Below are 21,853 nucleotides of genomic sequence, written 5' to 3' on the forward strand. Positions count from 1 at the left end.
AATGTGGGTGACCAGATAGGTCACCCATTGTATCGATTATGTTATAGGCTATCCGATAGACCTGTAAAGAATGGCAATTTCTGCAATTTCACTATGTCTTAATAAGACTCCGCCACCTTCGCCAGCCCTGCGTCCAGTGAGGCTACCTCCCCTGCCGCCAGTAGGCAGCACGCCATCTGGATTTTCAGCGATTGCGGCACCGGCTCGCTTCCTGCCACGCAGCGTTCAATCCAGCGCGCGGTCACTTCCGGATCTTTACCTTCAGGTAAGACTTCGCTTGCTGTTTCCGTCTGCCGTTCGCTCACAATGCGTGTACCCTGCGCATCGATCAGCGTGATTTGCGGGCAACGCTGCGGGTTAGCATACACTTCGCCTTCTGTGCCGTGCATCAACAGCCCACGACCACCGATATCCGAGAAAAATTTCGCCACCTTCCCAACATATTCCGGATGCGAGACGCTCGACAGGCGCAGCGCGGCATCTTCGGCAAACGGCGTCGCCAGCTTCGCCAGCGTGTGCGCACTGTTACGCACGCCCATTCGCCAGCGCATAGCAAGCTGTTTTTCAAGCGACGGACACAGCACCCCCACCGGGATATACACCGGCTGATGACCATCCAGTTTGGCCTGCGCCTGACCCGCATGGCGCGTAGGTTCAATGCCCAGCAATTCAAAAATCGTTTCGCTGATAACCCGGGTCGGATCTTCGCTCACGCCGTGCACCACCACCGGGAAGCCAATTTTGTGCAGGAGGATTGCTAACAGCGGCGTCAGGTTGGCCTGTTTACGCGCACCGTTATAACTCGGGATCACAATCGGCATCGGTTTACCCACCGGCGGCGTAAGGCGCAGGGTATGCTGCTGCATCGCCTCGTAGAAGCCCAGCATCTCTGCCTCGCCTTCACCTTTAATGCGCAGCGCAATCAAAATGCCGCCCATTTCGAGATCCGGCACATCGCCATTCAGCATGTGGGTATAGAGACTGCGCGCGGTATCCTGATCCAGATCGCGGGCATGGTTCTTACCCCGGCCAATCTCTTTAATCACATTGCGTAAATCCATCAGATGCTCCTTGTCCGGTGTCGCGTGCCGATTAGCGTTTTTTGCGACGGGTCGTTTTAGCTTTGGTTTTTACTTTAACATCGGGCACCGCGGGTTGCTCAATAGGAAATACCGGTAGCGCATTCAACAGGCGCTGGCCGTAGTTTTTGGTCAACAGGCGTTTATCGTAAATCACCACTTCGCCCCAGCAGCCATGGCTACGAATCAGTCGTCCCACCTGTTGAATCAGGTTAAACGACGCGCTGGGCAGGCTTTGCACTTCAAACGGATAACGGTTCAGGCTTTTCAGCCATTCACCTTCGGTAATCACCACCGGGCTGTCGATGGGCGGGAAGGCGATTTTGTGGATATGCACCTGGCTTAGCAGCTCGCCTTTTAAATCGAGCCCTTCTGCAAATGATTGTAGCCCCACCAGCACACTACGCTCGCCGTTTTCCACGCGTTTGCGATGTAATTCCACCAGCCGATAACGCGGTTGGTCGCCCTGCACCAACATCAAAAGGCGCAAATCAGTCACGTGCTCCAGAAAACGCTGCATCGCGCGGTTGCTGGCAAACAGCACCAGCATACCTTTGTGTTTTTTACTTTCCAGCGCCTCGCGGAAATAGGCCGCCATTTCAGCAATGTGCAACTCTTCGTTTTCCATTAACGGCTCGTAGCGCATTTGTGGAATGACGATTTTACCCTGCTCAACGTGATTAAACGGCGAGTCGAGCGCGACGAAACGATCGCCCGCTTTTTCTTTCAGGCCGCTCATCTCCTGCAAACGCGAGAAACTATTGAGAGACCGCAGGGTCGCGGAAGTCACTACGATGTGCGGCACGCTGCGCCAAAGTAAACGTTCAAGCTGATCGCTGACGCGGATACCCACGCAGTTAAACCACAGATGCATCTGACCATCACGCGTGTCGCGCGTCGCCCACTTAGAGACCGGTGCGCCGGAGGCTTGCGCCAGCGACGCCAGACGCCAGAGCTTGCTTTGTGCCTCAAACATGCCCAGCGCGCGGTTCATTTGCAGAATAACCCGATGCAAACGCACGATATCGTGAGAACCGGTTTTCTCGCTGAGATCGTTTAAAAACAGTTCCGCCAGCCCACGCAGCATTTCGGTGAGCTTTGCCAGCCGCTGGACGATTTCCATGATCTCTTCGGGTAACTCGCCCATCGCAAAACGGTGTTCTGCTTCCTGGGTCGCCGGAAGATATAAATTCAGAATGTTGTTGAGTGAAGCAATCAGCTCATAAAGTTCTTCACAGTGAGTGGTCAAACGCTCCGGGATAGCCAGTGGCGGCGTCGTTTTCGGGCGAAACTGCTCCATACAGGTCGCGACCAGCTTGACGAAAAGATCTAGCTGCAAGCGATACCAGGGCGCAGTAATTTCCGCGCTCATCTCCAGCGCATCACGTGCGACATCTGGCAGATGATGTCCTTCATCCAAAACAAGCAGAAGGTTTTTCGGCTCCGGCAGCACCGCTTCACTTTCCATTGCGGCCATCACCAGCGCGTGGTTAGCGACCACCACTTCCGCTTCCTGGATCTCGCGCCGCGCGACGAAGAACGGGCACTCGCGATAATAGAGGCAGTTGCGGTTCAGGCAGCTTGCTTTATCGGTGCTCAGACGTCGCCACAAATCATCGTTAATCGCGATATCCGTGTGATCGCGCAGGCCGTCCCATTTATAGCTGTCGAGGTCGGCCTTTAGTTTCGCGCAACGCTTCTGCTCTTCCTGATTGTTCGGCGTGAGGTCGTCATCCAAAAACGCGAGCAGATCCTGCTGATTGGGCTCGGTACTCGCCAGCCCGTTGAGGTTACGCGGGCAAACGTAGCGCCCGCGTCCAAAGGCGGCGGTAAACTTAAGATCGGGGATGATTTTGCGCAACAGCGGGAGATCTTTACTGTAGATCTGATCCTGCAATGCGACGTTGGCGGTACTGACGACCAGTGTTTTTTGCTCTTCCCGGGCAATCGCAATGCCGGGAATGAGATAAGAAAGGGTTTTCCCGACGCCGGTCGGCGCTTCGATAGCCAGATGCCGCCCCTCTTCCCCGGCGAGCGTTTTTGCCACGTCAGCAATCATCTGCCGCTGCGGCGCGCGGGGAATAAAGTCCGGGATCTGTTCCTGAAGCGCCTTATACCAGGCGGCGATTTGCGCTTTCAGCGCAGCGGTCAATGCCATGAGAAAACCTGAAATACTGTATAAACAGCCACTATTGTGGCACTTTCCTGCGCGGTCGGCAAAAAATAAAGCCTGGCTTGCGGCCAGGCTTCAGAGATGGCAGATGCGCTTTGCTTATCCGCCCTACAACACATAAACCGTTATTGGGCTGCAGACGGTTTACGCGGACGGCGGCGACGCTGTTGTTCGCCTGCGGGTTTGGCATCGCCAATGCGGCGAGATTGTTTCGGTTTAGCATCAGACTTCGACGCGCCACCTTCGCTACGGCGCGGCTGTTGCTGACCGCGGCCCTGGCTTTGGCCCTGCCCTTGCGGACGACCACCTTGCCCACGACCGCCGCCGTTGCCGCCACGCTGCTGGCGGCCATTCTGAATCGGTTCTGCTTTAATGGATGGATCTGGCTCATAGCCCGGCAGCGCAATACGCGGGATCTCTTTTTTCAGCAGTTTTTCGATATCGCGCAGCAGTTTGTGTTCATCAACACACACCAGCGACAACGCTTCCCCGGTTGCCGCCGCACGGCCGGTACGGCCAATACGGTGAACGTAATCTTCCGGTACGTTTGGCAGCTCATAGTTCACCACGTGCGGCAGTTCTTCGATATCCAGGCCACGGGCCGCGATATCGGTCGCCACCAGCACGCGGATATCGCCGGATTTAAAATCAGCCAGCGCACGCGTACGCGCACCCTGCGATTTGTTACCGTGAATAGCCGCACTGCGGATGCCATCTTTATTCAACTGTTCTGCCAGGTGGTTTGCCCCGTGTTTGGTACGGGTGAACACCAGCACCTGACGCCAGTCGCCCTGACCGATCATCTGGGACAGCAGTTCCCGTTTACGTTTCTTATCCACAAAGTGAACGTGCTGAGTCACCTGCTCGGAGGCGGTATTACGGCGCGCGACTTCGATTTCCAGCGGGTTATGCAGCAGCTTTTCTGCCAGTGCTTTAATGTCGTCAGAGAAGGTCGCAGAGAACAGCAGGTTCTGGCGTTTTGCAGGCAGTTTTGCCAGCACGCGGCGAATATCGTGAATGAAGCCCATGTCGAGCATACGGTCTGCTTCATCCAGCACCAGAATTTCGATGTTATCCAGTTTTACCGCGTTTTGATGTTCCAGGTCGAGCAAACGGCCCGGCGTGGCCACCAGGACATCGACACCACCGCGCAGTTTCATCATCTGCGGATTGATGCTCACGCCGCCAAACACCACCAGCGAACGAATGTTCAGGTACTGGCTGTAGTCGCGCACGTTTTCGCCAATTTGCGCGGCGAGTTCACGGGTTGGCGTGAGGATCAGCGCGCGTACCGGGCGACGCCCTTTCGCATGTGGCTGGGTAGTGATCAGATGTTGTAACAGCGGCAGCGTAAAGCCAGCCGTTTTACCAGTACCGGTCTGGGCACTGGCCATCAGGTCACGGCCCTGTAACACCGCAGGAATCGCCTGCTGCTGAATGGGGGTGGGTTCGCGATAGCCCTGCTCTGCAACGGCACGCAAAATTTCAGGGCTAAGCCCTAATGAATCGAAAGACATATTTACTCCACACCCACCCCGACCGCATGCGGTGTAGTTTTCGAGGGGATAAAAAACCAGATAATGACAAAAACCACAATGTCATGAAGGGCCGGAGTGTAGCAGATTTTGTGACCTGGCGCATAAAATATCTCTCCAGTCAGGCGGCCTGCGAGGCGGTGAAAATTCTGTGTTTTCGCCGTTTATTGCGTATACGACTGGACAAGCTCAAAAAACGGTCATAATGTTAATCAATCGATTGATTAATTTTATGTGACGCGATGAATACGACTCCCATCACCACCAAAGGCGAACAGGCCAAAAGCCAACTCATCGCCGCCGCCCTCGCGCAGTTTGGCGAGTATGGCCTGCATGCCACCACCCGCGACATCGCCGCGCAGGCCGGGCAAAACATTGCGGCGATAACCTACTATTTCAACTCAAAGGACGACTTATACCTCGCCTGCGCCCAGTGGATTGCTGATTTTATCGGTGAGAACTTTCGCCCACACGTTCAGGCTGCCGAGGCGCTTTTCGCCCAACCAGAGCCTGATAAAGCCGCCATTCATGAACTGATTTTGCGTGCCTGCAAGAACATGATCTTACTGCTGACCCAGGACGATACGGTCAACCTCAGTAAGTTTATTTCACGCGAACAGTTTTCGCCCACCGCCGCCTACCAACATATCCACGACCGGGTGATTGCGCCGATGCATACGCATCTAACACATCTGATTGCCGCCTACACCGGGCGCGATCCGCACGACACGCAAACCATTCTGCACACGCACGCTCTGCTCGGTGAAATCCTCGCCTTCCGGCTGGGGCGCGAAACCATTTTGCTGCGTGCCGGTTGGGCGCGATTTGACGACGACAAAGCGGAACAGATTTTCCAGGTGGTGAGCTGCCACATCGATTTCATTTTGCAGGGACTAACGCAAAGGAGCCTGAAACAATGAAAAAGCCGGTCATTATTGCACTGGTACTGGTGCTGATTGTTGCCGCCATTGGCGGAACCTGGTGGTATCAGAGCCGCCAGGACAATGGGCTGACACTCTACGGTAACGTAGATATTCGCACGGTGAATATGAGCTTCCGCGTCGGGGGCCGTTTACAGTCATTAACCGTGGATGAAGGCGATGCCATTAAAGCCGGGCAAACGCTGGGACAGCTCGATAAAGCGCCCTATGAAAACGCGCTGATGCAGGCGAAAGCCAACGTCTCTACCGCCCAGGCGCAGTATGACCTGATGATGGCGGGTTACCGGGCAGAAGAGATTGCCCAGGCCGCCGCCGCGGTTAAACAGGCGCAGGCCGCCTATGACTACGCGCAGAACTTTTACGCACGTCAGCAGGGGTTATGGAAAAGCCGTACTATTTCCGCCAACGATCTGGAAAATGCGCGCTCATCGCGTGACCAGGCGCTGGCAACCCTGAAATCAGCACAGGATAAACTGAGCCAGTACCGCGCCGGAAATCGTCCGCAGGAAATTGCCCAGGCGAAAGCCAATCTTGAACAGGCGCAGGCGCAGCTGGCGCAATCGACGCTCGATTTACATGACACCACCCTGGTGGCTCCGTCGGACGGCACGTTGCTTACTCGCGCGGTAGAACCTGGCAGCATGCTTAATGCGGGCAGCACCGCCCTCACCCTTTCCCTGACGCGCCCGGTGTGGGTTCGCGCTTATGTTGACGAAAAGAATCTGAATCAGGCGCAACCGGGACGAGAAATATTGCTCTATACCGATGGTCGTCCGGATAAGCCTTACCACGGCAAAATCGGCTTCGTGTCCCCCACCGCAGAATTTACGCCGAAAACTGTCGAAACGCCGGATTTGCGTACCGATCTGGTTTACCGCCTGCGCATTATCGTCACCGATGCCGACGATACCCTGCGTCAGGGTATGCCTGTCACCCTGAAGTTCAACGATGAGTCGCGCCATGAGTGAAGAGATCATTCAGCTCGACGGGCTGGTGAAACGCTTTGCCGGGATGGATAAACCCGCCGTCGCGCCGCTGAACTGTACCATTCACTCTGGTTATGTTACCGGGCTGGTGGGGCCGGACGGCGCGGGGAAAACCACCCTGATGCGCATGCTGGCGGGCTTGCTGAAACCCGACGAAGGAACGGCTTCTGTTCTGGGGCTCGATCCTATTGAAAATGACAGCGAGCTACACAGCATGCTGGGCTACATGCCGCAGAAATTTGGCCTGTATGAAGATTTAACGGTGATGGAGAACCTCAATCTTTATGCCGACCTGCGCAGTGTCACCGGCGACGCGCGACAGAAAACCTTCGCCCGTCTGCTGGAGTTCACCGCGCTGGGCCCATTTACCGGGCGGTTGGCGGGGAAACTTTCCGGCGGGATGAAACAAAAACTGGGGCTCGCCTGTACGCTGGTGGGCGAACCGAAAGTATTGCTGCTCGATGAACCGGGCGTGGGCGTAGACCCCATCTCACGCCGCGAACTGTGGCAGATGGTGCATGAACTGGCGGGCGACGGGATGCTGATTTTGTGGAGCACCTCCTACCTCGACGAAGCCGAGCAATGCCGCGACGTGCTGCTGATGAACGAAGGCGAATTGCTCTATCAGGGCGAACCGACGGCGCTGACGAAAACCATGGCCGGACGCAGTTTCCTGATGAGTAGCCCTGCTGAAAACAACCGCCGCCTGTTACAACGTACGCTGAAATTACCGCAGGTCAGCGACGGGATGATTCAGGGGCGCTCTGTGCGTGTCATCGTCAAAAAAGAGGCCACCGCCGACGATATTCGCCACGCGCCGGACATGCCCGAAATTGAGATTAACGAAACCACGCCGCGCTTTGAAGACGCCTTTATTGACCTGCTGGGCGGGGCGGGAACCTCTGAATCACCGCTGGGGGCCATTCTGCATACGGTTGAAGGCTCGCCGGATGAAACGGTGATTGAGGCCAAACAGCTCACCAAAAAATTCGGCGACTTTGCCGCCACCGACCACGTGGATTTCGCTGTTAAACGCGGGGAAATTTTTGGCCTGCTCGGCCCTAACGGTGCGGGGAAATCGACCACCTTTAAGATGATGTGCGGCCTGCTGGTGCCGACATCCGGCAAAGCGCTGGTGCTGAATATGGATCTGAAAGTGAGTTCAGGAAAAGCGCGCCAGCATTTAGGTTATATGGCGCAAAAATTCTCGCTCTACGGCAACCTGACCGTGGAACAGAACCTGCGCTTTTTCTCGGGCGTTTATGGCCTGCGCGGACGAGCGCAGAATGACAAAATCGCCCGCATGAGCGAGGCTTTCGGCCTGAAAAGCATCGCCAGCCACGCCACGGATTCGCTGCCGCTTGGCTTTAAGCAGCGTCTGGCGCTCGCCTGCTCGCTAATGCACGAGCCGGATATTCTGTTCCTCGATGAACCCACCTCCGGCGTTGACCCCATCACCCGACGCGAATTCTGGCTGCATATCAACAGCATGGTGGAGAAAGGTGTGACTGTGATGGTCACCACCCACTTTATGGATGAAGCCGAGTATTGCGACCGAATCGGCCTGGTCTATCGCGGTAAACTGATTGCCAGCGGCACGCCGGATGACCTGAAAGCGCAGGCCGCTGACGAGGAACACACCGACCCCACCATGGAGCAGGCTTTTATCACCTTGATCCACAACTGGGATAAGGAGCACGCCGATGCGCACTAGCCCCCTTTCCTGGCGCCGCGTACGCGCGCTGTGCGTGAAAGAGACGCGGCAGATTATCCGCGACCCCAGTAGCTGGCTGATTGCCGTGGTGATCCCCCTGCTGCTGCTGTTTATCTTTGGCTACGGTATCAACCTCGACTCCAGCAAACTGCGGGTGGGCATTTTGCTGGAACAGCAAAGTGAAGAGGCGCTTGATTTTACCCACGCCATGACCGGCTCGCCCTATATCGATGCCACCATCAGCGATAACCGCCAGCAACTGGTTGAGATGATGCAGGCCGGGCGTATTCGCGGGTTAGTGGTCATCCCGGTGAATTTCGACAGCCAGATGGCGCGCGACAATGAAACTGCGCCGATTCAGGTGATCACCGATGGCAGCGAGCCGAACACCGCCAACTTTGTGCAGGGCTATACGCAAGGTATCTGGCAGCTATGGCAGGCACAACGTGCGGAAGACAAAGGGCAGGAATTCACACCGCTCATTGATGTCCAGACCCGTTACTGGTTTAACCCGGCCGCCATCAGCCAGCACTTTATCATTCCCGGCGCAGTGACCATCATCATGACGGTGATTGGGGCGATCCTCACGTCGCTGGTGGTGGCGCGCGAATGGGAGCGCGGCACGATGGAAGCGCTACTGTCAACCGAAGTGACCCGCGTCGAACTGCTGTTGTGTAAGCTGATCCCCTACTACTTCCTTGGCATGCTGGCAATGCTGCTTTGTATGCTGGTGTCGGTGTTCATCCTTGGTGTGCCCTATCGCGGCTCACTGCTGGTGCTGTTTTTCATTACGAGCCTGTTTTTACTTAGCACGCTGGGGATGGGGCTGTTGATTTCAACCATCACCCGTAATCAGTTTAACGCCGCACAGGTGGCGCTGAATGCCGCGTTTCTGCCGTCGATTATGCTGTCCGGGTTTATTTTTCAGATAGACAGTATGCCTGCGGCGATTCGTATCGTGACCTATATCATCCCGGCCCGTTACTTCGTGAGCACGCTGCAAAGTCTGTTCCTGGCGGGCAATATCCCGGTGGTGCTGGTGATTAATACCCTGTTTCTGATTGCCTCGGCGGTGATGTTTATCGGCCTGACGTGGCTCAAAACGAAACGTCGACTGGATTGATTTTTGCCGGATGCGCTGAGGAATAAACTATGTTTTATCGTTTATGGACATTAATCCGCAAAGAGCTGCAATCGCTGCTGCGCGAGCCGCAGACTCGCGCCATTTTGATTCTGCCGGTGCTGATTCAGGTGATTCTTTTCCCTTTTGCCGCGACGCTTGAGGTGACCAACGCCACCATCGCTATCTATAACGAAGATAACGGCAAACACGCGGTTGAGTTAACGCAACGCTTCGCCCGCGCCAAAGCGTTCACTCATGTTCTGCTGCTAAAAAGCCCGCAGGAGATCCAACCCACTATCGACACCCAGAAAGCGTTGCTGCTGGTGCGTTTCCCGGCGGATTTTTCGCGTAATCTGGATACCTTCCAGCAGGCACCTATGCAGTTAATTCTTGACGGGCGAAACTCTAACAGCGCGCAAATCGCGGCCAACTACCTGCAGCAGATCGTCAAAGATTATCAGCAGGAGTTAACCGACGGCCAGGCGAAACCCAACAACAGCGAGCTGGTGGGGCGTAACTGGTATAACCCAAACCTGGACTATAAATGGTTTGTCGTACCGTCGCTGATCGCCATGATCACCACCATCGGCGTGATGATCGTAACGTCTCTCTCCGTCGCCCGCGAACGTGAACAAGGCACGCTGGATCAGCTTCTGGTTTCACCGCTGGCGACCTGGCAGATCTTTATCGGCAAAGCCGTTCCGGCGCTGATTGTCGCGACCTTCCAGGCCACTATTGTGCTGGGTATCGGCATTTGGGCGTATCAGATTCCGTTCGCCGGCTCGCTGGCGCTGTTCTACTTCACCATGATTATCTACGGGTTATCGCTGGTAGGGTTTGGTCTGCTGATTTCATCCCTGTGCGAAACGCAGCAGCAGGCGTTTATCGGTGTGTTCGTCTTTATGATGCCGGCGATTCTGCTGTCGGGATACGTGTCGCCCGTGGAGAACATGCCGGTATGGTTGCAGAATCTGACGTGGATTAACCCGATTCGTCACTTTACGGATATCACCAAGCAAATTTATCTGAAGGATGCGAGCTTAACGATTGTGTGGGGAAGTTTGTGGCCGCTACTGGTGATAGCGGCCACGACAGGCTCAGTGGCGTACGCGATGTTTCGCCGGAAGATCGCCTGAGTTGCGTTTTTTCTCTTTGACTAACAAAGAGACCAACGCTGGCCCGGCGAGGATCGCCAGCCCCGCAAGGGCCAGCAGGAAGTTATTGTGTAACACTCGCGACAGCAGCCATAAGGCGATAATTGCCGCACCAAAATACCAGGTGGTGGTGAGTTCTTCGAGTACATCGCCCACATCACGCCAGCGCTGTTCACGGTGGCGCTGGAATGCCAGCATCAGTATCACCGTTACGCTGTAGAGCACACACAGGCCCAGGCCGACGCGGACTAATGCACCGCCCATCCAGCCCATAACCAGCACCGCCACCACCAGCAAATGCAACATAATCTGCCAGCAACTTAACCCTGTTGCGACACGAACGCGTTGTTGCCACTTCATGGCTTCTTCTCCTGAAGGATTTTATTTGCCTATTCAGAGTACGCCACTTTACGGAAAATTCCGTATCACCGCATCTTTTTGTGACGCCGACTACACTATTTAATCAGGAAGAAAAAGATAACGGGAGCCAAATGACCGCGAACAGCACGCCTTTTTCGGTAAAAATACTGACAATTAACACCCATAAGGGCTTTACGGCTTTTAACCGACGTTTTATTTTGCCAGAGCTTCGCGACGCCGTTCGCACCGTCGGCGCGGATATTGTTTGCCTGCAGGAAGTGCTGGGCGCGCATGAAGTACATCCGCTGCACGTCGAAAACTGGCCCGATACCAGCCACTACGAATTTCTCGCTGACACGATGTGGAGCGATTATGCTTACGGGCGAAATGCGGTTTATCCGGAAGGGCATCACGGTAACGCGGTGCTCTCACGCTATCCTATTGAACATTTTGAAAATCACGATGTTTCCATCGGTAATAGCGAAAAACGTGGGCTGCTTTATTGTCGAATTACGCCCCCGCATCTTAATACGCCGATTCACGTGATTTGCGTACACCTTGGGCTCGGCGAAAAGCAGCGTCAGGCGCAGATTGTGATGCTGGCCGATTTTGTCAATGCGCTGCCGCAGGGCGAACCGGTTCTGGTGGCCGGCGATTTCAATGACTGGCGACAGAAAGCTAACCATCCATTAAAGACGAAGGCCGGGCTGGAAGAGATTTTTACCCGCGCCAGGGGTAGACCAGCGCGCACCTTTCCGGTGAGTTTGCCGCTATTGCGACTGGATCGTATCTACGTGAAAAATGCAAATGCCAGTAAACCGACCAAACTTGCTTTACGTGGCTGGCGACACCTTTCAGACCATGCGCCCCTTAGCGCGGAGATCCATCTATGAAATGCGCCTGGAGAGAAGGCAACCAGATAACCCTGCTGGAGAATGGCGATCAGTACTATCCCGCTGTCTTTAAAGCCATTGATCAGGCACAGAGTAAAGTGATCCTCGAAACCTTCATCTGGTTTGAGGACGACGTGGGTAAGCAGTTACATGCCGTGCTGCTGCGTGCCGCGAAACGCGGAGTGCAGATAGAAGCGCTGCTGGACGGCTATGGTTCCCCCGATTTGAGCGACGAGTTTGTTAACGCTCTGACCGAAGCTGGCGTCATTTTCCGCTATTACGATCCCGGCCCGCGTCTTTTTGGAATGCGCACCAACCTCTTTCGCCGTATGCACCGCAAAATCGTTGTGGTGGATGCGCGTATCGCCTTTATTGGCGGCATAAACTACTCCGCCGAACATATGTCGGACTACGGGCCTGAAGCCAAACAAGATTACGCGGTACGTGTGGAAGGCCCGGTAGTCGATGACATCGTTCAGTTTGAACTGGAAAACCTGCCCGAAAATGCCCCGGTACGCCGCTGGTGGCGCCGCCATCATCGCGCAGAAGAGAACCGCAAACCCGGTGAAGCGCAGGCACTGCTGGTGTGGCGCGACAATGGCGAGCACCGTACTGATATCGAACGTCACTATCTGCGGATGCTGGCGACCGCCAAACGCGAAGTGATCATTGCCAATGCCTACTTCTTCCCTGGCTATCGCCTGCTGCACGCCATGCGCCGTGCCGCGCGCCGTGGGGTGCGGGTGAAACTGGTGGTTCAGGGCAATCCGGATATGGCAATCGTCAAAGTGGGCGCGGTGCTGCTCTATCGATACCTGGTCAACAGCGGCGTGCATATCTACGAATACCAACGCCGCCCGTTGCACGGCAAAGTGGCGTTGATGGACGATCATTGGGCGACGGTAGGTTCCAGCAATCTCGATCCGTTAAGTTTGTCGCTGAATCTTGAAGCCAATCTGATGATTCATGACCGTCAGTTTAACCAAACGCTGCGTGACAATCTCAATACCTTAATTAGCCGTGATTCACAGCGCGTGGACGAAAGTATGGTACCTAAGCGCAGCTGGATAAACCTCGGCATTGGCGTAGTGGTGTTCCACTTCCTGCGCCATTTCCCGGCAATGGCCGGTTGGCTACCCGCACATACGCCAAAACTGGCGGAAGTGCCTCCCCCTGCACAGCCCACGATGGAAACGCAGGATCGCGTCGAACCGGAGAACTCGGGAGCCCGGCAATGAAATGGATGAGTAAAAAACAGTGGAAGTGGACTAAACGTGCCCTGACCTGGCTATTTCTGGTTGCCGTCGCGGTACTGCTGGTGCTTTACGCGCGCAAAATTGACTGGCACGAAGTGTGGAACGTCATCCGCGATTATAACCGTCTGGCGCTTCTGGGCGCGGTAGGCCTGGTGATATTCAATTATCTGCTGTATGGCTGCTACGACCTGCTGGCGCGCGTCTGGTGCGGGCATAAGCTGGCTAAACGCCGGGTTATGCTGGTATCGTTTATCTGCTATGCCTTCAACCTGACGCTCAGCACCTGGGTCGGCGGTATTGGCATGCGCTACCGCCTCTACTCGCGGCTTGGCCTGAAGCCCGGCACCATCACCCGCATCTTTTCCCTGAGTATTTCGACTAATTGGCTGGGGTATTTATTACTGGCGGGCGTGATGTTTACCGGTGGCGCCATCGACCTGCCCCCACACTGGTACATTAACGACACGACTCTTCGACTGCTCGGCGCGGTGCTATTGGCAACGGTACTGATTTATCTGGGATTTTGCGCGTTTGCCAAAAAGCGCCACTATTCCATCAAAGGGCAAAAGCTGGTGCTTCCCACCTGGAAATTCGCCCTCGCCCAGATGGCCATTTCCAGTCTGAACTGGATGGCAATGGGGGCAACCATCTGGCTGCTGATGGGCCAGGCCGTTGATTATTTCTTTGTGCTCGGCGTACTGTTGGTGAGCAGCGTAGTGGCGGTGATTGTGCATATTCCGGCAGGTATCGGGGTGCTGGAAGCGGTATTTGTCGCGCTGCTGGCCAGCGAAGAAGTCTCTTCCGGCACCATTATCGCGGCGCTACTGGTGTGGCGTGTGCTGTATTACTTTATTCCGCTGATGCTGGCGCTGGTGTGTTATCTAGGGCTTGAGAGTCAGGCGAAAAGGATTCGGGAGAAGAATGAGGAGAAGGCTGGAGGGTGAGAGACCTTCAGCCGGTAGAAGGATGCGAAAATACATATTATTATTGCTGATGGGCACTCCGCTTTTTTAGCCATTCATACCTATGGGAAGTATTTCTTAATAATAGTTAACAGTTGATCTTCCTCGGATTTATCGATCAATCGACATATCCGTTCCATAAAATCAACGAATGCGTTGCTCAAATCTTCCGGTTGCTTAAACCTACGTTGCGAATAAATAAAATCCCAAACGGCGCATGCCCATAAGAGATGAATATTATCCACTCTATTCCATCCATTATCAGCACAGATCCAGGCATCCAGGTCATTCGCTATTTTATCGAATAAAGAGAGATCTCTTTTATTTTTTTGAAGTTCTCGCCACGCTGAGTCAAAAGCTTCTTTAACAAATGAAGGTTCGAGCGTTTCCACAATAAAAAAGAGTAATATCTCCAGCATGCAATTGCGACACTGCGTGATTTTACTGGCAGCAGGATATCTTTCTATGGAATACGCAATTTTATTCACTTTCGCTTCAATAAATGTAAAACCATTGTACTCAATATAATCATCTTTATTTATTCGCATTACCATTCCTTTTATAATTCATCAGGTTTATCCTGGAGAATTTTCTTTTTATCCACACGATATCAGCAAGCCACTCTCTAACGTCAGAAGTTGATAAGGTGGCAATGGATCGCTGGATATATTATTCAACACGCCATTAATCCATTTCAAGAGCTTTTCATCATCTGATGGCGACATTGAAGCAAAAGCCATTAAATAATTAAAATCATTTTGTATGGATAACGTATCAATTATAAACTTAGAAAATAACTCTTCAGCTGAAAGTACGATTGCACATTGATATCCATCCGGATGTGTAAGACAGCGATAGTCTGCTGCAATGAGCGCATTCCAGCGTTCGCTTCCTATCCTTCCTGGCAAAAGGACATAGCACCATTGTTCTACGGGCAGTGTAATTCCAGGATACTTTTCCTTTAGATTCATCTGAGTTAGTGACATTATTATTTTAACCTCTTCAATTCGGTATTCGAAAGAGGTCTCTTCCTTAAATATTTCCATATTCATTATCTGTACCATGAATTATAAACAGCGGCAGCTTATTGATTGTTGTCATCGCAGGTCATTTAACAATGGTATAATTTTCACCATCCCCACATCCCTATACCCGAACTAATCAACGCCTCAAGCAAGAAAATCACAACCTGACAGAAAAGGCTCAGCACACTTAAATACGTGATGACACTTCCCAACACCATACAGCGAGACATTGTAGAAAATTCGCCCGCGAAAAAATTACGCGAAAGTCCACTTAACACATCGAGTTTATAACTCACCGCCATGGGCCAGACCAGCACGGCCAGAAAACTCATGATCCATACAGATAAATAGCTGTCCAGCACACTGTTGATCACGACGGCGATAAACAGCCCACTGACCGCCATCAGTAATATCAGCCATCGGGAATCCGGATTCCATCCCAAAAGCAGGCCCAGGAATGCGTTAATCGTAAACATGGCGCCGACAATACCAAATACGGTGATTATCGACTGAAAAGAAAAGAACATCGATAGCGCAGTGCCTACCAAAATAATCAACGCCAGGCCAATCGTACTTGCAAGAAATGTACTGAATTTATCCTTTTTGAAATCTAGCCAGACGGAAATCAGAACGATAAGTACAAGATTGAACATAAACATCTCTGGACGACTGTCAAGATTCGACACACCTGAGATAATCGCCAGCCACGCAACAGCAGGCGTCAACCCCATCATAACCGCAGTCAAAAACCAGATGCGAATCATCATACTTGATGGCGCAGCGCAAACCTGATTAAGTCGTATGGAAGAGAAAGTATTCAACCCAATTCTCCATGAAGATGATTTTCTTGTGAACGTAATCAGCGACAAAAGTGGCGATAGCGAGTTTGCCGGGCGTTATTTTTCAGTACAAAACTGTAATCATCCATTTCTGGGATCTCCCATTCATTCAACATTTATTGTTTTCAACCTGGTTGGCAATCCGCAGCCGATAACAGGGTATGTCAAAGAACATATGCCAGCGCCCTTTGTAGATTTCGAGATAAAGATCTGCTCGTCCAAATTCAACATGCGAGTCCGCGTGTTGATTGTCGTAATAAATGCTTACTGCATATTCACCAAACCACTGAAACCACGTCCGCTGAATAAGTTTAGTGTGCGCAAATATTCCAAAGCAGACGATCAACACACAGAGGAAAAAGATAAGCATCTGAACAGGTAACCCTTTACTTGCTCGGCTGTTCTTTCCAGTAATGCCAGATAACATGGCTCTCTCCCTGCCCAATTTTCATATCGCCATTCTCAGTGCAGGCCAGGTGCCCCCACAACCTACGCGCGGTTACGCGATCGGGTGCTGTCGCCAGAACTGGCGTGTCATCAGGGCGATATCTGCCCATTAATACTTTGGCATACAACACTCTTCCCACAATCTCGACCTGCCCCGAGGATGAATCTCGAAGGAAAAGATAAAAGCCATAATGAGGAAAACTATATTGTTGGCCAATTTTTGGCGGCGGTTTTTTACACCATTTTACCGCGAGTAATTCTTTGGCTATCTCTAAATTTGAATATGTGTTAGCTATAAATATGCATGTATATATCACTAGAAAGAATACAAATGAATTAACTAAGAAGCACAGACATCCCTTTTTCTTCATTATTTCATCTATGACGCATCACAAAAACTAAAAATACTACTTTGCATAAATAAAAATAGATATGTTACGTCAATCGTGCGTTTTACAAGCAGACAAAATCCGAAAAAAATCCCGGAACTTGTCCGGGATTTTTACGGGGTTGCCCCTTAACGGCGGTTGCCAAATATCCGCAGTAACATCAGGAACAGGTTGATGAAATCGAGATACAGCGTTAACGCGCCAAGAATGGCGGTTTTACGCAGGCTGGATGTATCACGCACATCGATTTGTTCGCCGATATTTTTCAGTTTCTGCGTGTCATACGCAGTCAGGCCAACAAATACCACAACGCCAATATAAGTCACCGCCCACATCAGCGCGGTGCTTTTCAGCCAGAAGTTAACCAGCGAGGCCAGAATGATACCAATCAGCGCCATAAAGAGCATATTTCCCAGGCCGCTGAGATCGCGTTTGGTGGTGTAGCCATAGAGGCTCATGATGCCGAACATCCCGCCGCTCACCACAAAGGTACTGGCGATGGAGGAGTAGGTGTAGACGATGAAAATACTGGAAAGCGTCAACCCGGTAAGCGCCGAATAGAGCATAAACAGCGTGGTGGCGACGCCCGCGCTCAAGCGTTGCACCATCCCTGAAAGCACAAAGACCAGCGCCAGTTGCGCGATGATCAGGCCAAAGAAAGTGATTTTGCTGGAGAAGACAAACATCATCACCGCAGGAGTGTTCGCCGCATACCAGGCGATAAACGCCGTCAGCAGCAATCCGCAGGTCATCCAGCCATACACTTGTGCCATATACGTTTGCAGCCCGGAACGGGACTGTACGATTGAATCAGAACGAGGGAATCGATCCATGAGAAGCTCCTGATGATATAAGGAATACCTCAAGGATATCGCAAATGTTGCAGGTGTGCATCGACGGAGAGTAAACGTATGGGTTATACCCTCCTGCAGGGTGCGGGTGAAACCGCCGGATGCGGCTACGCCTTATCCGGCCTATGGGTCAGGTGTCGTTATGCCAGCGCCCTGCCGCTTGCTTGTCGCTGTCGCGAGCTTCCACCCAGCGGTCGCCTTCCGGCGTGGCTTCGCGCTTCCAGAACGGTGCACGCGTTTTCAAATAGTCCATGATGAACTCGGTGGCTTCAAAACCGCTGCTGCGGTGCGCGCTGGTAACCCCCACAAAGACTATCTCATCGCCCGGCCAGAGTTCGCCGATGCGGTGAATGACCGTGACACGCCCCAGCGGCCAGCGGCCGCGCGCTTCCTCAACGATCTCCGCCAGCGCTTTTTCGGTCATGCCAGGATAATGCTCCAGCGTCAGCGCTTCCACGCTGTCGCCAAGGTTGTGATTACGCACCTTGCCGGTAAACGTCACCACCGCGCCATCTTCATCACGTTCGGCAAGCCAGACATACTCATCGCCCACATTAAACGTTTCGTGGCCGACGCGAATACGCGTTTCGCTCATCATCAACCTCCGGTTACCGGCGGGAAAAATGCCACTTCATCGCCATCAGCAACGATTGTCTCAAAACTGACCAGCGTCTGATTGACCGCCGCCAAGAGTTTCCCCTCTTCCAGCGCCAGCGCCCAGCGACCTTCCTGTGCCGCCAGATGCTGACGGATGTCCTCAACCGTGGCGAACTCCGCCGGAAGCTGCAACGCGTCCGTGCCGACCAATTCGCGAACCTGCGCAAAAAACAGAACCTTAATCATCGCTATCCACCCTGAAATCACCCGATTTGCCGCCGCTTTTCGCCAGCAGGCGCACCGGGCCAATGACCATATCTTTTTGTACCGCTTTGCACATATCGTAAATCGTCAGCGCGGCCACCGATGCGGCCGTTAACGCCTCCATCTCTACGCCGGTTTTGCCGGTCAGACGGCAGAGCGTTTCAATACGCACACGGTTTTGCTCCGGCTCGGCCTGAAGATTCACTTCCACTTTGCTGAGCATCAGCGGATGACAAAGCGGGATAAGATCCCAGGTGCGCTTGGCAGCCTGAATCCCTGCGATACGGGCGGTGGCGAACACATCGCCTTTGTGATGGCTACCGTCGATGATCATCGATAAGGTTTCCGGCAGCATGGTGACGAACGCTTCGGCGCGAGCTTCGCGTACGGTTTCGGCCTTGGCGGAGACATCCACCATATGGGCTTCGCCCGCCGCGTTGATATGGGTCAGTTGCGACATCGTTTATTTCTTCAGATGAGGGTAGAAGTTACACGGACGGGTGCGGGAATCGAGTTGCGCCGCAATAATATTTTCCCACGCGGTGCGGCACGCTTTGGTCGAACCCGGCATGGCGAAAATCAGCGTCCGGTTGGCCATCCCTGCAATGGCGCGGGATTGCAGCGTGGCGGTGCCAATCTCTTCAAAAGAGAGCATGCGAAATACTTCGCCGAAGCCTTCGATTTCACGATCGAACAGTGGAAGCAGTGCTTCCGGTGCCTGGTCGCCGTCGGTCAGGCCGGTGCCACCGGTAATAAGCACCACCTGCACGTCATCGCGCGCAATCCATTCAGAAACTTTCGCGCGAATCGCGTAGCGGTTCTCTTTAACAATCGCTTTGTCGACGACTGTGTGGCCCGCCTCCTGCGCGGAATCACGCAGATAATGGCCAGAGGTGTCATCCTCTTCACCACGACGGCTGGAAATAGTAAGAATAGCGATACGGGTGGGGAAAAATTCAGTGCTCGCCTGACTCATTTAACTCTCCTTGAAAACGAATTAGCCACCAATCCAGGACAGGTTCTGGGTGATCCCGGTGTTGCCCTGGTGCAGGAAGTGGGTCTGCTTCTTATGGGTTAACGCTTCTGCGATGCGCGCCTCAAGTTCCTGCTGCTGGGCGTCGGCCACTAACAGGTCACGAAGGTCTACGCCGCCCTCGCCGAAAAGGCATAAATGCAGTTTGCCCACAGATGAGACGCGCAGACGGTTACAGGTAGCGCAAAAGTCTTTTTCATACGGCATGATTAAGCCGATTTCCCCTTCATAGTCGGGATGACAAAAGACCTGCGCCGGGCCGTCGCTGCGCTGTCGGATCTGATGTATCCAGCCGCGTTTGAGCAGTTGGTCACGCAGCACCATCCCGGAGATATGGTGTTTACGGAACAGGTCGCCGCCGTCGCCGGTTTCCATCAGTTCGATAAATCGGAGTTGAATGCGGCGCGGTTTGATCCACGCCAGAAAGGTGTCGAGCTGGTGATGGTTTACATCGCGCATCAGCACGGTGTTGACCTTTACCTTTTCAAAGCCAGCAGTGAAGGCGGCGTCGATACCGTCCATCACCTGGCGGAATTTGTCCTGACCGGTAATCGCGTGAAACTGACGCGCATCAAGGCTGTCGACGCTGACGTTCAGCGCCGTCAGGCCCGCTTCGCGCCAGGCGGCAACATCGCGCGCCATACGGTAACCGTTGGTAGTCACGGCAATCTGTTTGATGGCCGCGTTTTCTCTTACTGCTGCGATGATGTCGACAAAGTCGCGACGCAGGCTCGGCTCGCCGCCGGTGAGACGCACTTTTTCGGTACCCAGCGCGGAAAACGCACGGGTAACCCGCCGCACTTCATCCAGCGACAAAAAGCCATTGTTAGTGACTTCGCCCGGCTTGTAGCCGTTGGGCAGACAGTAGGTACAACGGAAGTTGCACACATCGGTTATCGACAGACGCAGATAAAAGAACCTGCGCGCGAACGCATCAGTAAGTTGTGAAGCCATAGACACCTTTCCAAATACGGGAGGCGAGGTCATTTCTTCCTTCGCCCTGGTGATGTTCAGTAAAGCCAGGAGCATCACGGCCAAAACGCCTTATCTTTCGACTTAGGCACAGAGGCTAGAGTGTTTTTCAGCAATGTTGCTGAAAGGGATTATGCCGATAGTAGCGCGAGATGGACAACTTCGCCATTTTCGCTTTCGCTATATAAAGTGATACATAGCGACCTGATCGTGCACTTTCCCTACAGAATACGCATAAATCAGGCTTTTGCATTGATATACGTCATTTTGCCCGGCGTGCGGCATCGTCTTTTGGGAGTAGTTACGCTAATGTAAGCAGATGTTCCAACATAAGGAAGTTGTATGCGCAATCGCACTCTGGCCGATCTCGATCGCGTCGTCGCCCTTGGGGGTGGACATGGATTAGGGCGGGTGATGTCTTCACTCTCCTCTCTCGGCTCTCGTTTAACCGGTATCGTTACTACCACTGATAATGGTGGCTCGACCGGCCGTATTCGTCGCTCTGAAGGCGGCATCGCCTGGGGCGACATGCGTAACTGCATTAACCAGTTGATCACCGAACCCAGCGTAGCGTCCGCCATGTTTGAGTACCGTTTTGGCGGCAATGGCGAACTTTCCGGTCATAACCTCGGAAATTTAATGTTAAAGGCGCTGGACCACCTGAGCGTACGGCCTTTAGAGGCGATCAATTTAATAAGAAATCTGCTGAAAGTTGAAGCGTCGTTAATTCCCATGTCGGAACAACCTGTCGATCTGATGGCGATTGATCAGGAGGGTCATGAAGTCTACGGGGAAGTGAATATCGATCAACTGCCGTTGCCACCGCAGCAACTGATGCTTACACCTTCGGTTAGTGCGACGCGTGAAGCGGTGCAGGCGATTGGCGAAGCGGATCTTATCTTAATCGGCCCCGGCAGTTTTTATACCAGCCTGCTGCCCGCCTTATTGTTGAGCGATGTGGCTCAGGCGCTGCGCCGTACGCCTGCGCCAATGGTCTATATCGGTAATTTAGGCCGCGAGCTCAGCCCGGCGGCAGCCAGCCTGACCCTTGCGAAAAAACTCGACATTCTTGAGCATTATGTTGGGAAACCGGTGATTGATGCGGTGGTCGTTGGGCCGAAAGTCGATACCACTGGCATTGGCAGTCGTGTCGTCATTCAGGAGCCGCTGGAAGCCAGCGATATCCGCTATCGTCACGATCGTCAGCTATTGCACGACGCCCTGGAAAAGGCGCTTCAGGCGTTAGGCTAGCGTTCCTTA

At 53.4% G+C, this 21,853-nt stretch carries 24 protein-coding genes and 1 riboswitch; of the genes, 10 read left to right on the plus strand and 14 right to left on the minus strand.

Annotation, left to right across the window (positions count from 1 at the left end):
* Positions 1 to 98: 98 nt before the first annotated feature.
* From ybiB to rhlE, 3 genes are all read right to left on the minus strand, one after another.
* The gene (gene ybiB, locus ACOXYR_RS14290) at positions 99 to 1,061 is read right to left on the minus strand and encodes a DNA-binding protein YbiB (RefSeq protein ID WP_108473816.1); all 963 of its coding nucleotides are present in this window, start codon (positions 1,059 to 1,061) and stop codon (positions 99 to 101) included.
* Between the two features lie 31 nt (positions 1,062 to 1,092).
* Complete coding sequence (gene dinG, locus ACOXYR_RS14295; protein WP_421356284.1) at positions 1,093 to 3,237, minus strand: ATP-dependent DNA helicase DinG; 2,145 nt, start codon at positions 3,235 to 3,237, stop codon at positions 1,093 to 1,095.
* 140 nt (positions 3,238 to 3,377) lie between these two features.
* Positions 3,378 to 4,769, minus strand: a complete 1,392-nt coding sequence (gene rhlE, locus ACOXYR_RS14300) for an ATP-dependent RNA helicase RhlE (RefSeq protein ID WP_108473818.1) — start codon at positions 4,767 to 4,769, stop codon at positions 3,378 to 3,380.
* Between the two features lie 260 nt (positions 4,770 to 5,029).
* Here rhlE and cecR point away from each other — a divergent pair, with 260 nt between their 5' ends.
* From cecR to ACOXYR_RS14325, 5 genes are read left to right on the plus strand one after another with little or no spacing between them, the layout of a single operon-like run.
* On the plus strand, positions 5,030 to 5,707 hold the full coding sequence (gene cecR, locus ACOXYR_RS14305) for a transcriptional regulator CecR (RefSeq protein ID WP_421356285.1): 678 nt from the start codon (positions 5,030 to 5,032) through the stop codon (positions 5,705 to 5,707).
* Positions 5,704 to 6,696: a secretion protein HlyD gene (hlyD, locus tag ACOXYR_RS14310; RefSeq protein WP_253896686.1), complete on the plus strand. Its 993-nt coding sequence runs from the start codon at positions 5,704 to 5,706 to the stop codon at positions 6,694 to 6,696. Before cecR ends, hlyD begins: the two co-directional genes overlap by 4 nt.
* Positions 6,689 to 8,428 (plus strand): ATP-binding cassette domain-containing protein, encoded by a 1,740-nt coding sequence (locus ACOXYR_RS14315; protein WP_108474096.1) that lies wholly within the window; start codon positions 6,689 to 6,691, stop codon positions 8,426 to 8,428. The genes hlyD and ACOXYR_RS14315 overlap by 8 nt, the downstream gene beginning before the upstream one ends.
* Complete coding sequence (locus tag ACOXYR_RS14320) at positions 8,418 to 9,551, plus strand: ABC transporter permease (RefSeq protein ID WP_108473821.1); 1,134 nt, start codon at positions 8,418 to 8,420, stop codon at positions 9,549 to 9,551. Before ACOXYR_RS14315 ends, ACOXYR_RS14320 begins: the two co-directional genes overlap by 11 nt.
* Before the next feature lie 29 nt (positions 9,552 to 9,580).
* On the plus strand, positions 9,581 to 10,687 hold the full coding sequence (locus ACOXYR_RS14325) for an ABC transporter permease (RefSeq protein ID WP_421356286.1): 1,107 nt from the start codon (positions 9,581 to 9,583) through the stop codon (positions 10,685 to 10,687).
* On the opposite strand, the gene ACOXYR_RS14330 is transcribed toward ACOXYR_RS14325, so the two are convergent.
* Entirely contained in the window at positions 10,649 to 11,065 is a 417-nt protein-coding gene (locus tag ACOXYR_RS14330) for a YbhQ family protein (protein ID WP_108473822.1), read from the minus strand. The genes ACOXYR_RS14325 and ACOXYR_RS14330 overlap by 39 nt on opposite strands.
* A 131-nt stretch (positions 11,066 to 11,196) precedes the next feature.
* On the opposite strand from ACOXYR_RS14330, the gene ACOXYR_RS14335 reads away from it, so the two are divergent.
* The 3 genes from ACOXYR_RS14335 to ACOXYR_RS14345 are packed head-to-tail and all read left to right on the plus strand — an operon-like array spanning position 11,197 to position 14,158.
* Positions 11,197 to 11,958, plus strand: coding sequence for an endonuclease/exonuclease/phosphatase family protein (locus tag ACOXYR_RS14335; RefSeq protein WP_415728626.1), 762 nt, complete (start codon positions 11,197 to 11,199; stop codon positions 11,956 to 11,958).
* Complete coding sequence (gene clsB, locus ACOXYR_RS14340) at positions 11,955 to 13,196, plus strand: cardiolipin synthase ClsB (protein WP_108473824.1); 1,242 nt, start codon at positions 11,955 to 11,957, stop codon at positions 13,194 to 13,196. The genes ACOXYR_RS14335 and clsB overlap by 4 nt, the downstream gene beginning before the upstream one ends.
* Positions 13,197 to 13,201: 5 nt before the next feature.
* A complete protein-coding gene (locus ACOXYR_RS14345) occupies positions 13,202 to 14,158 on the plus strand; it encodes a lysylphosphatidylglycerol synthase transmembrane domain-containing protein (RefSeq protein WP_421356309.1) in 957 nt (318 codons plus the stop codon).
* 80 nt (positions 14,159 to 14,238) lie between these two features.
* On the opposite strand, the gene ACOXYR_RS14350 is transcribed toward ACOXYR_RS14345, so the two are convergent.
* From ACOXYR_RS14350 to ACOXYR_RS14360, 3 genes are all read right to left on the minus strand, one after another.
* Entirely contained in the window at positions 14,239 to 14,724 is a 486-nt protein-coding gene (locus tag ACOXYR_RS14350) for a hypothetical protein (RefSeq protein ID WP_421356287.1), read from the minus strand.
* A 48-nt stretch (positions 14,725 to 14,772) separates the two neighbouring features.
* On the minus strand, positions 14,773 to 15,228 hold the full coding sequence (locus ACOXYR_RS14355) for a hypothetical protein (protein ID WP_421356288.1): 456 nt from the start codon (positions 15,226 to 15,228) through the stop codon (positions 14,773 to 14,775).
* Between the two features lie 77 nt (positions 15,229 to 15,305).
* On the minus strand, positions 15,306 to 15,968 hold the full coding sequence (locus ACOXYR_RS14360; protein ID WP_421356289.1) for a Bax inhibitor 1 family protein: 663 nt from the start codon (positions 15,966 to 15,968) through the stop codon (positions 15,306 to 15,308).
* A 34-nt stretch (positions 15,969 to 16,002) separates the two neighbouring features.
* On the opposite strand from ACOXYR_RS14360, the gene ACOXYR_RS14365 reads away from it, so the two are divergent.
* Entirely contained in the window at positions 16,003 to 16,422 is a 420-nt protein-coding gene (locus ACOXYR_RS14365) for a hypothetical protein (RefSeq protein WP_421356290.1), read from the plus strand.
* Between the two features lie 4 nt (positions 16,423 to 16,426).
* Here ACOXYR_RS14365 and ACOXYR_RS14370 read toward each other — a convergent pair whose 3' ends face one another.
* From ACOXYR_RS14370 to moaA, 7 genes are all read right to left on the minus strand, one after another.
* Positions 16,427 to 16,627, minus strand: a complete 201-nt coding sequence (locus ACOXYR_RS14370; RefSeq protein ID WP_421356291.1) for a hypothetical protein — start codon at positions 16,625 to 16,627, stop codon at positions 16,427 to 16,429.
* 377 nt (positions 16,628 to 17,004) lie between these two features.
* The gene (locus ACOXYR_RS14375) at positions 17,005 to 17,709 is read right to left on the minus strand and encodes a Bax inhibitor-1/YccA family protein (protein WP_108473825.1); all 705 of its coding nucleotides are present in this window, start codon (positions 17,707 to 17,709) and stop codon (positions 17,005 to 17,007) included.
* Between the two features lie 148 nt (positions 17,710 to 17,857).
* Positions 17,858 to 18,322, minus strand: coding sequence for a molybdopterin synthase catalytic subunit MoaE (gene moaE / locus ACOXYR_RS14380; protein ID WP_421356310.1), 465 nt, complete (start codon positions 18,320 to 18,322; stop codon positions 17,858 to 17,860).
* A gap of 2 nt (positions 18,323 to 18,324) precedes the next feature.
* Positions 18,325 to 18,570 carry a molybdopterin synthase sulfur carrier subunit gene (gene moaD, locus ACOXYR_RS14385; RefSeq protein ID WP_108473827.1) on the minus strand — a complete coding sequence of 82 codons (246 nt, stop codon included), beginning with the start codon at positions 18,568 to 18,570 and terminating at the stop codon, positions 18,325 to 18,327.
* Positions 18,563 to 19,048 (minus strand): cyclic pyranopterin monophosphate synthase MoaC, encoded by a 486-nt coding sequence (gene moaC, locus ACOXYR_RS14390; protein ID WP_108473828.1) that lies wholly within the window; start codon positions 19,046 to 19,048, stop codon positions 18,563 to 18,565. The genes moaD and moaC overlap by 8 nt, the downstream gene beginning before the upstream one ends.
* A 3-nt stretch (positions 19,049 to 19,051) precedes the next feature.
* Positions 19,052 to 19,564 (minus strand): molybdenum cofactor biosynthesis protein B, encoded by a 513-nt coding sequence (moaB, locus tag ACOXYR_RS14395; protein ID WP_015965256.1) that lies wholly within the window; start codon positions 19,562 to 19,564, stop codon positions 19,052 to 19,054.
* A 21-nt stretch (positions 19,565 to 19,585) separates the two neighbouring features.
* Positions 19,586 to 20,575 (minus strand): GTP 3',8-cyclase MoaA, encoded by a 990-nt coding sequence (moaA, locus tag ACOXYR_RS14400; RefSeq protein ID WP_108473830.1) that lies wholly within the window; start codon positions 20,573 to 20,575, stop codon positions 19,586 to 19,588.
* Positions 20,563 to 20,710, minus strand: a riboswitch (molybdenum cofactor riboswitch). It overlaps the preceding gene by 13 nt.
* Before the next feature lie 225 nt (positions 20,711 to 20,935).
* On the opposite strand from moaA, the gene yvcK reads away from it, so the two are divergent.
* Positions 20,936 to 21,844, plus strand: a complete 909-nt coding sequence (gene yvcK, locus ACOXYR_RS14405) for a uridine diphosphate-N-acetylglucosamine-binding protein YvcK (protein ID WP_108473831.1) — start codon at positions 20,936 to 20,938, stop codon at positions 21,842 to 21,844.
* Positions 21,845 to 21,853: the final 9 nt, after the last annotated feature.

This window comes from Pseudocitrobacter faecalis, assembly GCF_965231525.1.
Classification (GTDB): domain Bacteria; phylum Pseudomonadota; class Gammaproteobacteria; order Enterobacterales; family Enterobacteriaceae; genus Pseudocitrobacter; species Pseudocitrobacter faecalis.

Excerpts from the sequence above, each read along its gene's own strand:
- ybiB (WP_108473816.1), bottom strand. The coding sequence starts at position 1,061 with ATGGATTTACGCAATGTGATTAAAGAGATTGGCCGGGGTAAGAACCAT.
- dinG (WP_421356284.1), bottom strand. The coding sequence starts at position 3,237 with ATGGCATTGACCGCTGCGCTGAAAGCGCAAATCGCCGCCTGGTATAAG.
- rhlE (WP_108473818.1), bottom strand. The coding sequence starts at position 4,769 with ATGTCTTTCGATTCATTAGGGCTTAGCCCTGAAATTTTGCGTGCCGTT.
- cecR (WP_421356285.1), top strand. The coding sequence starts at position 5,030 with ATGAATACGACTCCCATCACCACCAAAGGCGAACAGGCCAAAAGCCAA.
- hlyD (WP_253896686.1), top strand. The coding sequence starts at position 5,704 with ATGAAAAAGCCGGTCATTATTGCACTGGTACTGGTGCTGATTGTTGCC.
- ACOXYR_RS14315 (WP_108474096.1), top strand. The coding sequence starts at position 6,689 with ATGAGTGAAGAGATCATTCAGCTCGACGGGCTGGTGAAACGCTTTGCC.
- ACOXYR_RS14320 (WP_108473821.1), top strand. The coding sequence starts at position 8,418 with ATGCGCACTAGCCCCCTTTCCTGGCGCCGCGTACGCGCGCTGTGCGTG.
- ACOXYR_RS14325 (WP_421356286.1), top strand. The coding sequence starts at position 9,581 with ATGTTTTATCGTTTATGGACATTAATCCGCAAAGAGCTGCAATCGCTG.
- ACOXYR_RS14330 (WP_108473822.1), bottom strand. The coding sequence starts at position 11,065 with ATGAAGTGGCAACAACGCGTTCGTGTCGCAACAGGGTTAAGTTGCTGG.
- ACOXYR_RS14335 (WP_415728626.1), top strand. The coding sequence starts at position 11,197 with ATGACCGCGAACAGCACGCCTTTTTCGGTAAAAATACTGACAATTAAC.
- clsB (WP_108473824.1), top strand. The coding sequence starts at position 11,955 with ATGAAATGCGCCTGGAGAGAAGGCAACCAGATAACCCTGCTGGAGAAT.
- ACOXYR_RS14345 (WP_421356309.1), top strand. The coding sequence starts at position 13,202 with ATGAGTAAAAAACAGTGGAAGTGGACTAAACGTGCCCTGACCTGGCTA.
- ACOXYR_RS14350 (WP_421356287.1), bottom strand. The coding sequence starts at position 14,724 with ATGCGAATAAATAAAGATGATTATATTGAGTACAATGGTTTTACATTT.
- ACOXYR_RS14355 (WP_421356288.1), bottom strand. The coding sequence starts at position 15,228 with ATGAATATGGAAATATTTAAGGAAGAGACCTCTTTCGAATACCGAATT.
- ACOXYR_RS14360 (WP_421356289.1), bottom strand. The coding sequence starts at position 15,968 with ATGATGATTCGCATCTGGTTTTTGACTGCGGTTATGATGGGGTTGACG.
- ACOXYR_RS14365 (WP_421356290.1), top strand. The coding sequence starts at position 16,003 with ATGGAAGAGAAAGTATTCAACCCAATTCTCCATGAAGATGATTTTCTT.
- ACOXYR_RS14375 (WP_108473825.1), bottom strand. The coding sequence starts at position 17,709 with ATGGATCGATTCCCTCGTTCTGATTCAATCGTACAGTCCCGTTCCGGG.
- moaE (WP_421356310.1), bottom strand. The coding sequence starts at position 18,322 with ATGAGCGAAACGCGTATTCGCGTCGGCCACGAAACGTTTAATGTGGGC.
- moaD (WP_108473827.1), bottom strand. The coding sequence starts at position 18,570 with ATGATTAAGGTTCTGTTTTTTGCGCAGGTTCGCGAATTGGTCGGCACG.
- moaC (WP_108473828.1), bottom strand. The coding sequence starts at position 19,048 with ATGTCGCAACTGACCCATATCAACGCGGCGGGCGAAGCCCATATGGTG.
- moaB (WP_015965256.1), bottom strand. The coding sequence starts at position 19,564 with ATGAGTCAGGCGAGCACTGAATTTTTCCCCACCCGTATCGCTATTCTT.
- moaA (WP_108473830.1), bottom strand. The coding sequence starts at position 20,575 with ATGGCTTCACAACTTACTGATGCGTTCGCGCGCAGGTTCTTTTATCTG.
- yvcK (WP_108473831.1), top strand. The coding sequence starts at position 20,936 with ATGCGCAATCGCACTCTGGCCGATCTCGATCGCGTCGTCGCCCTTGGG.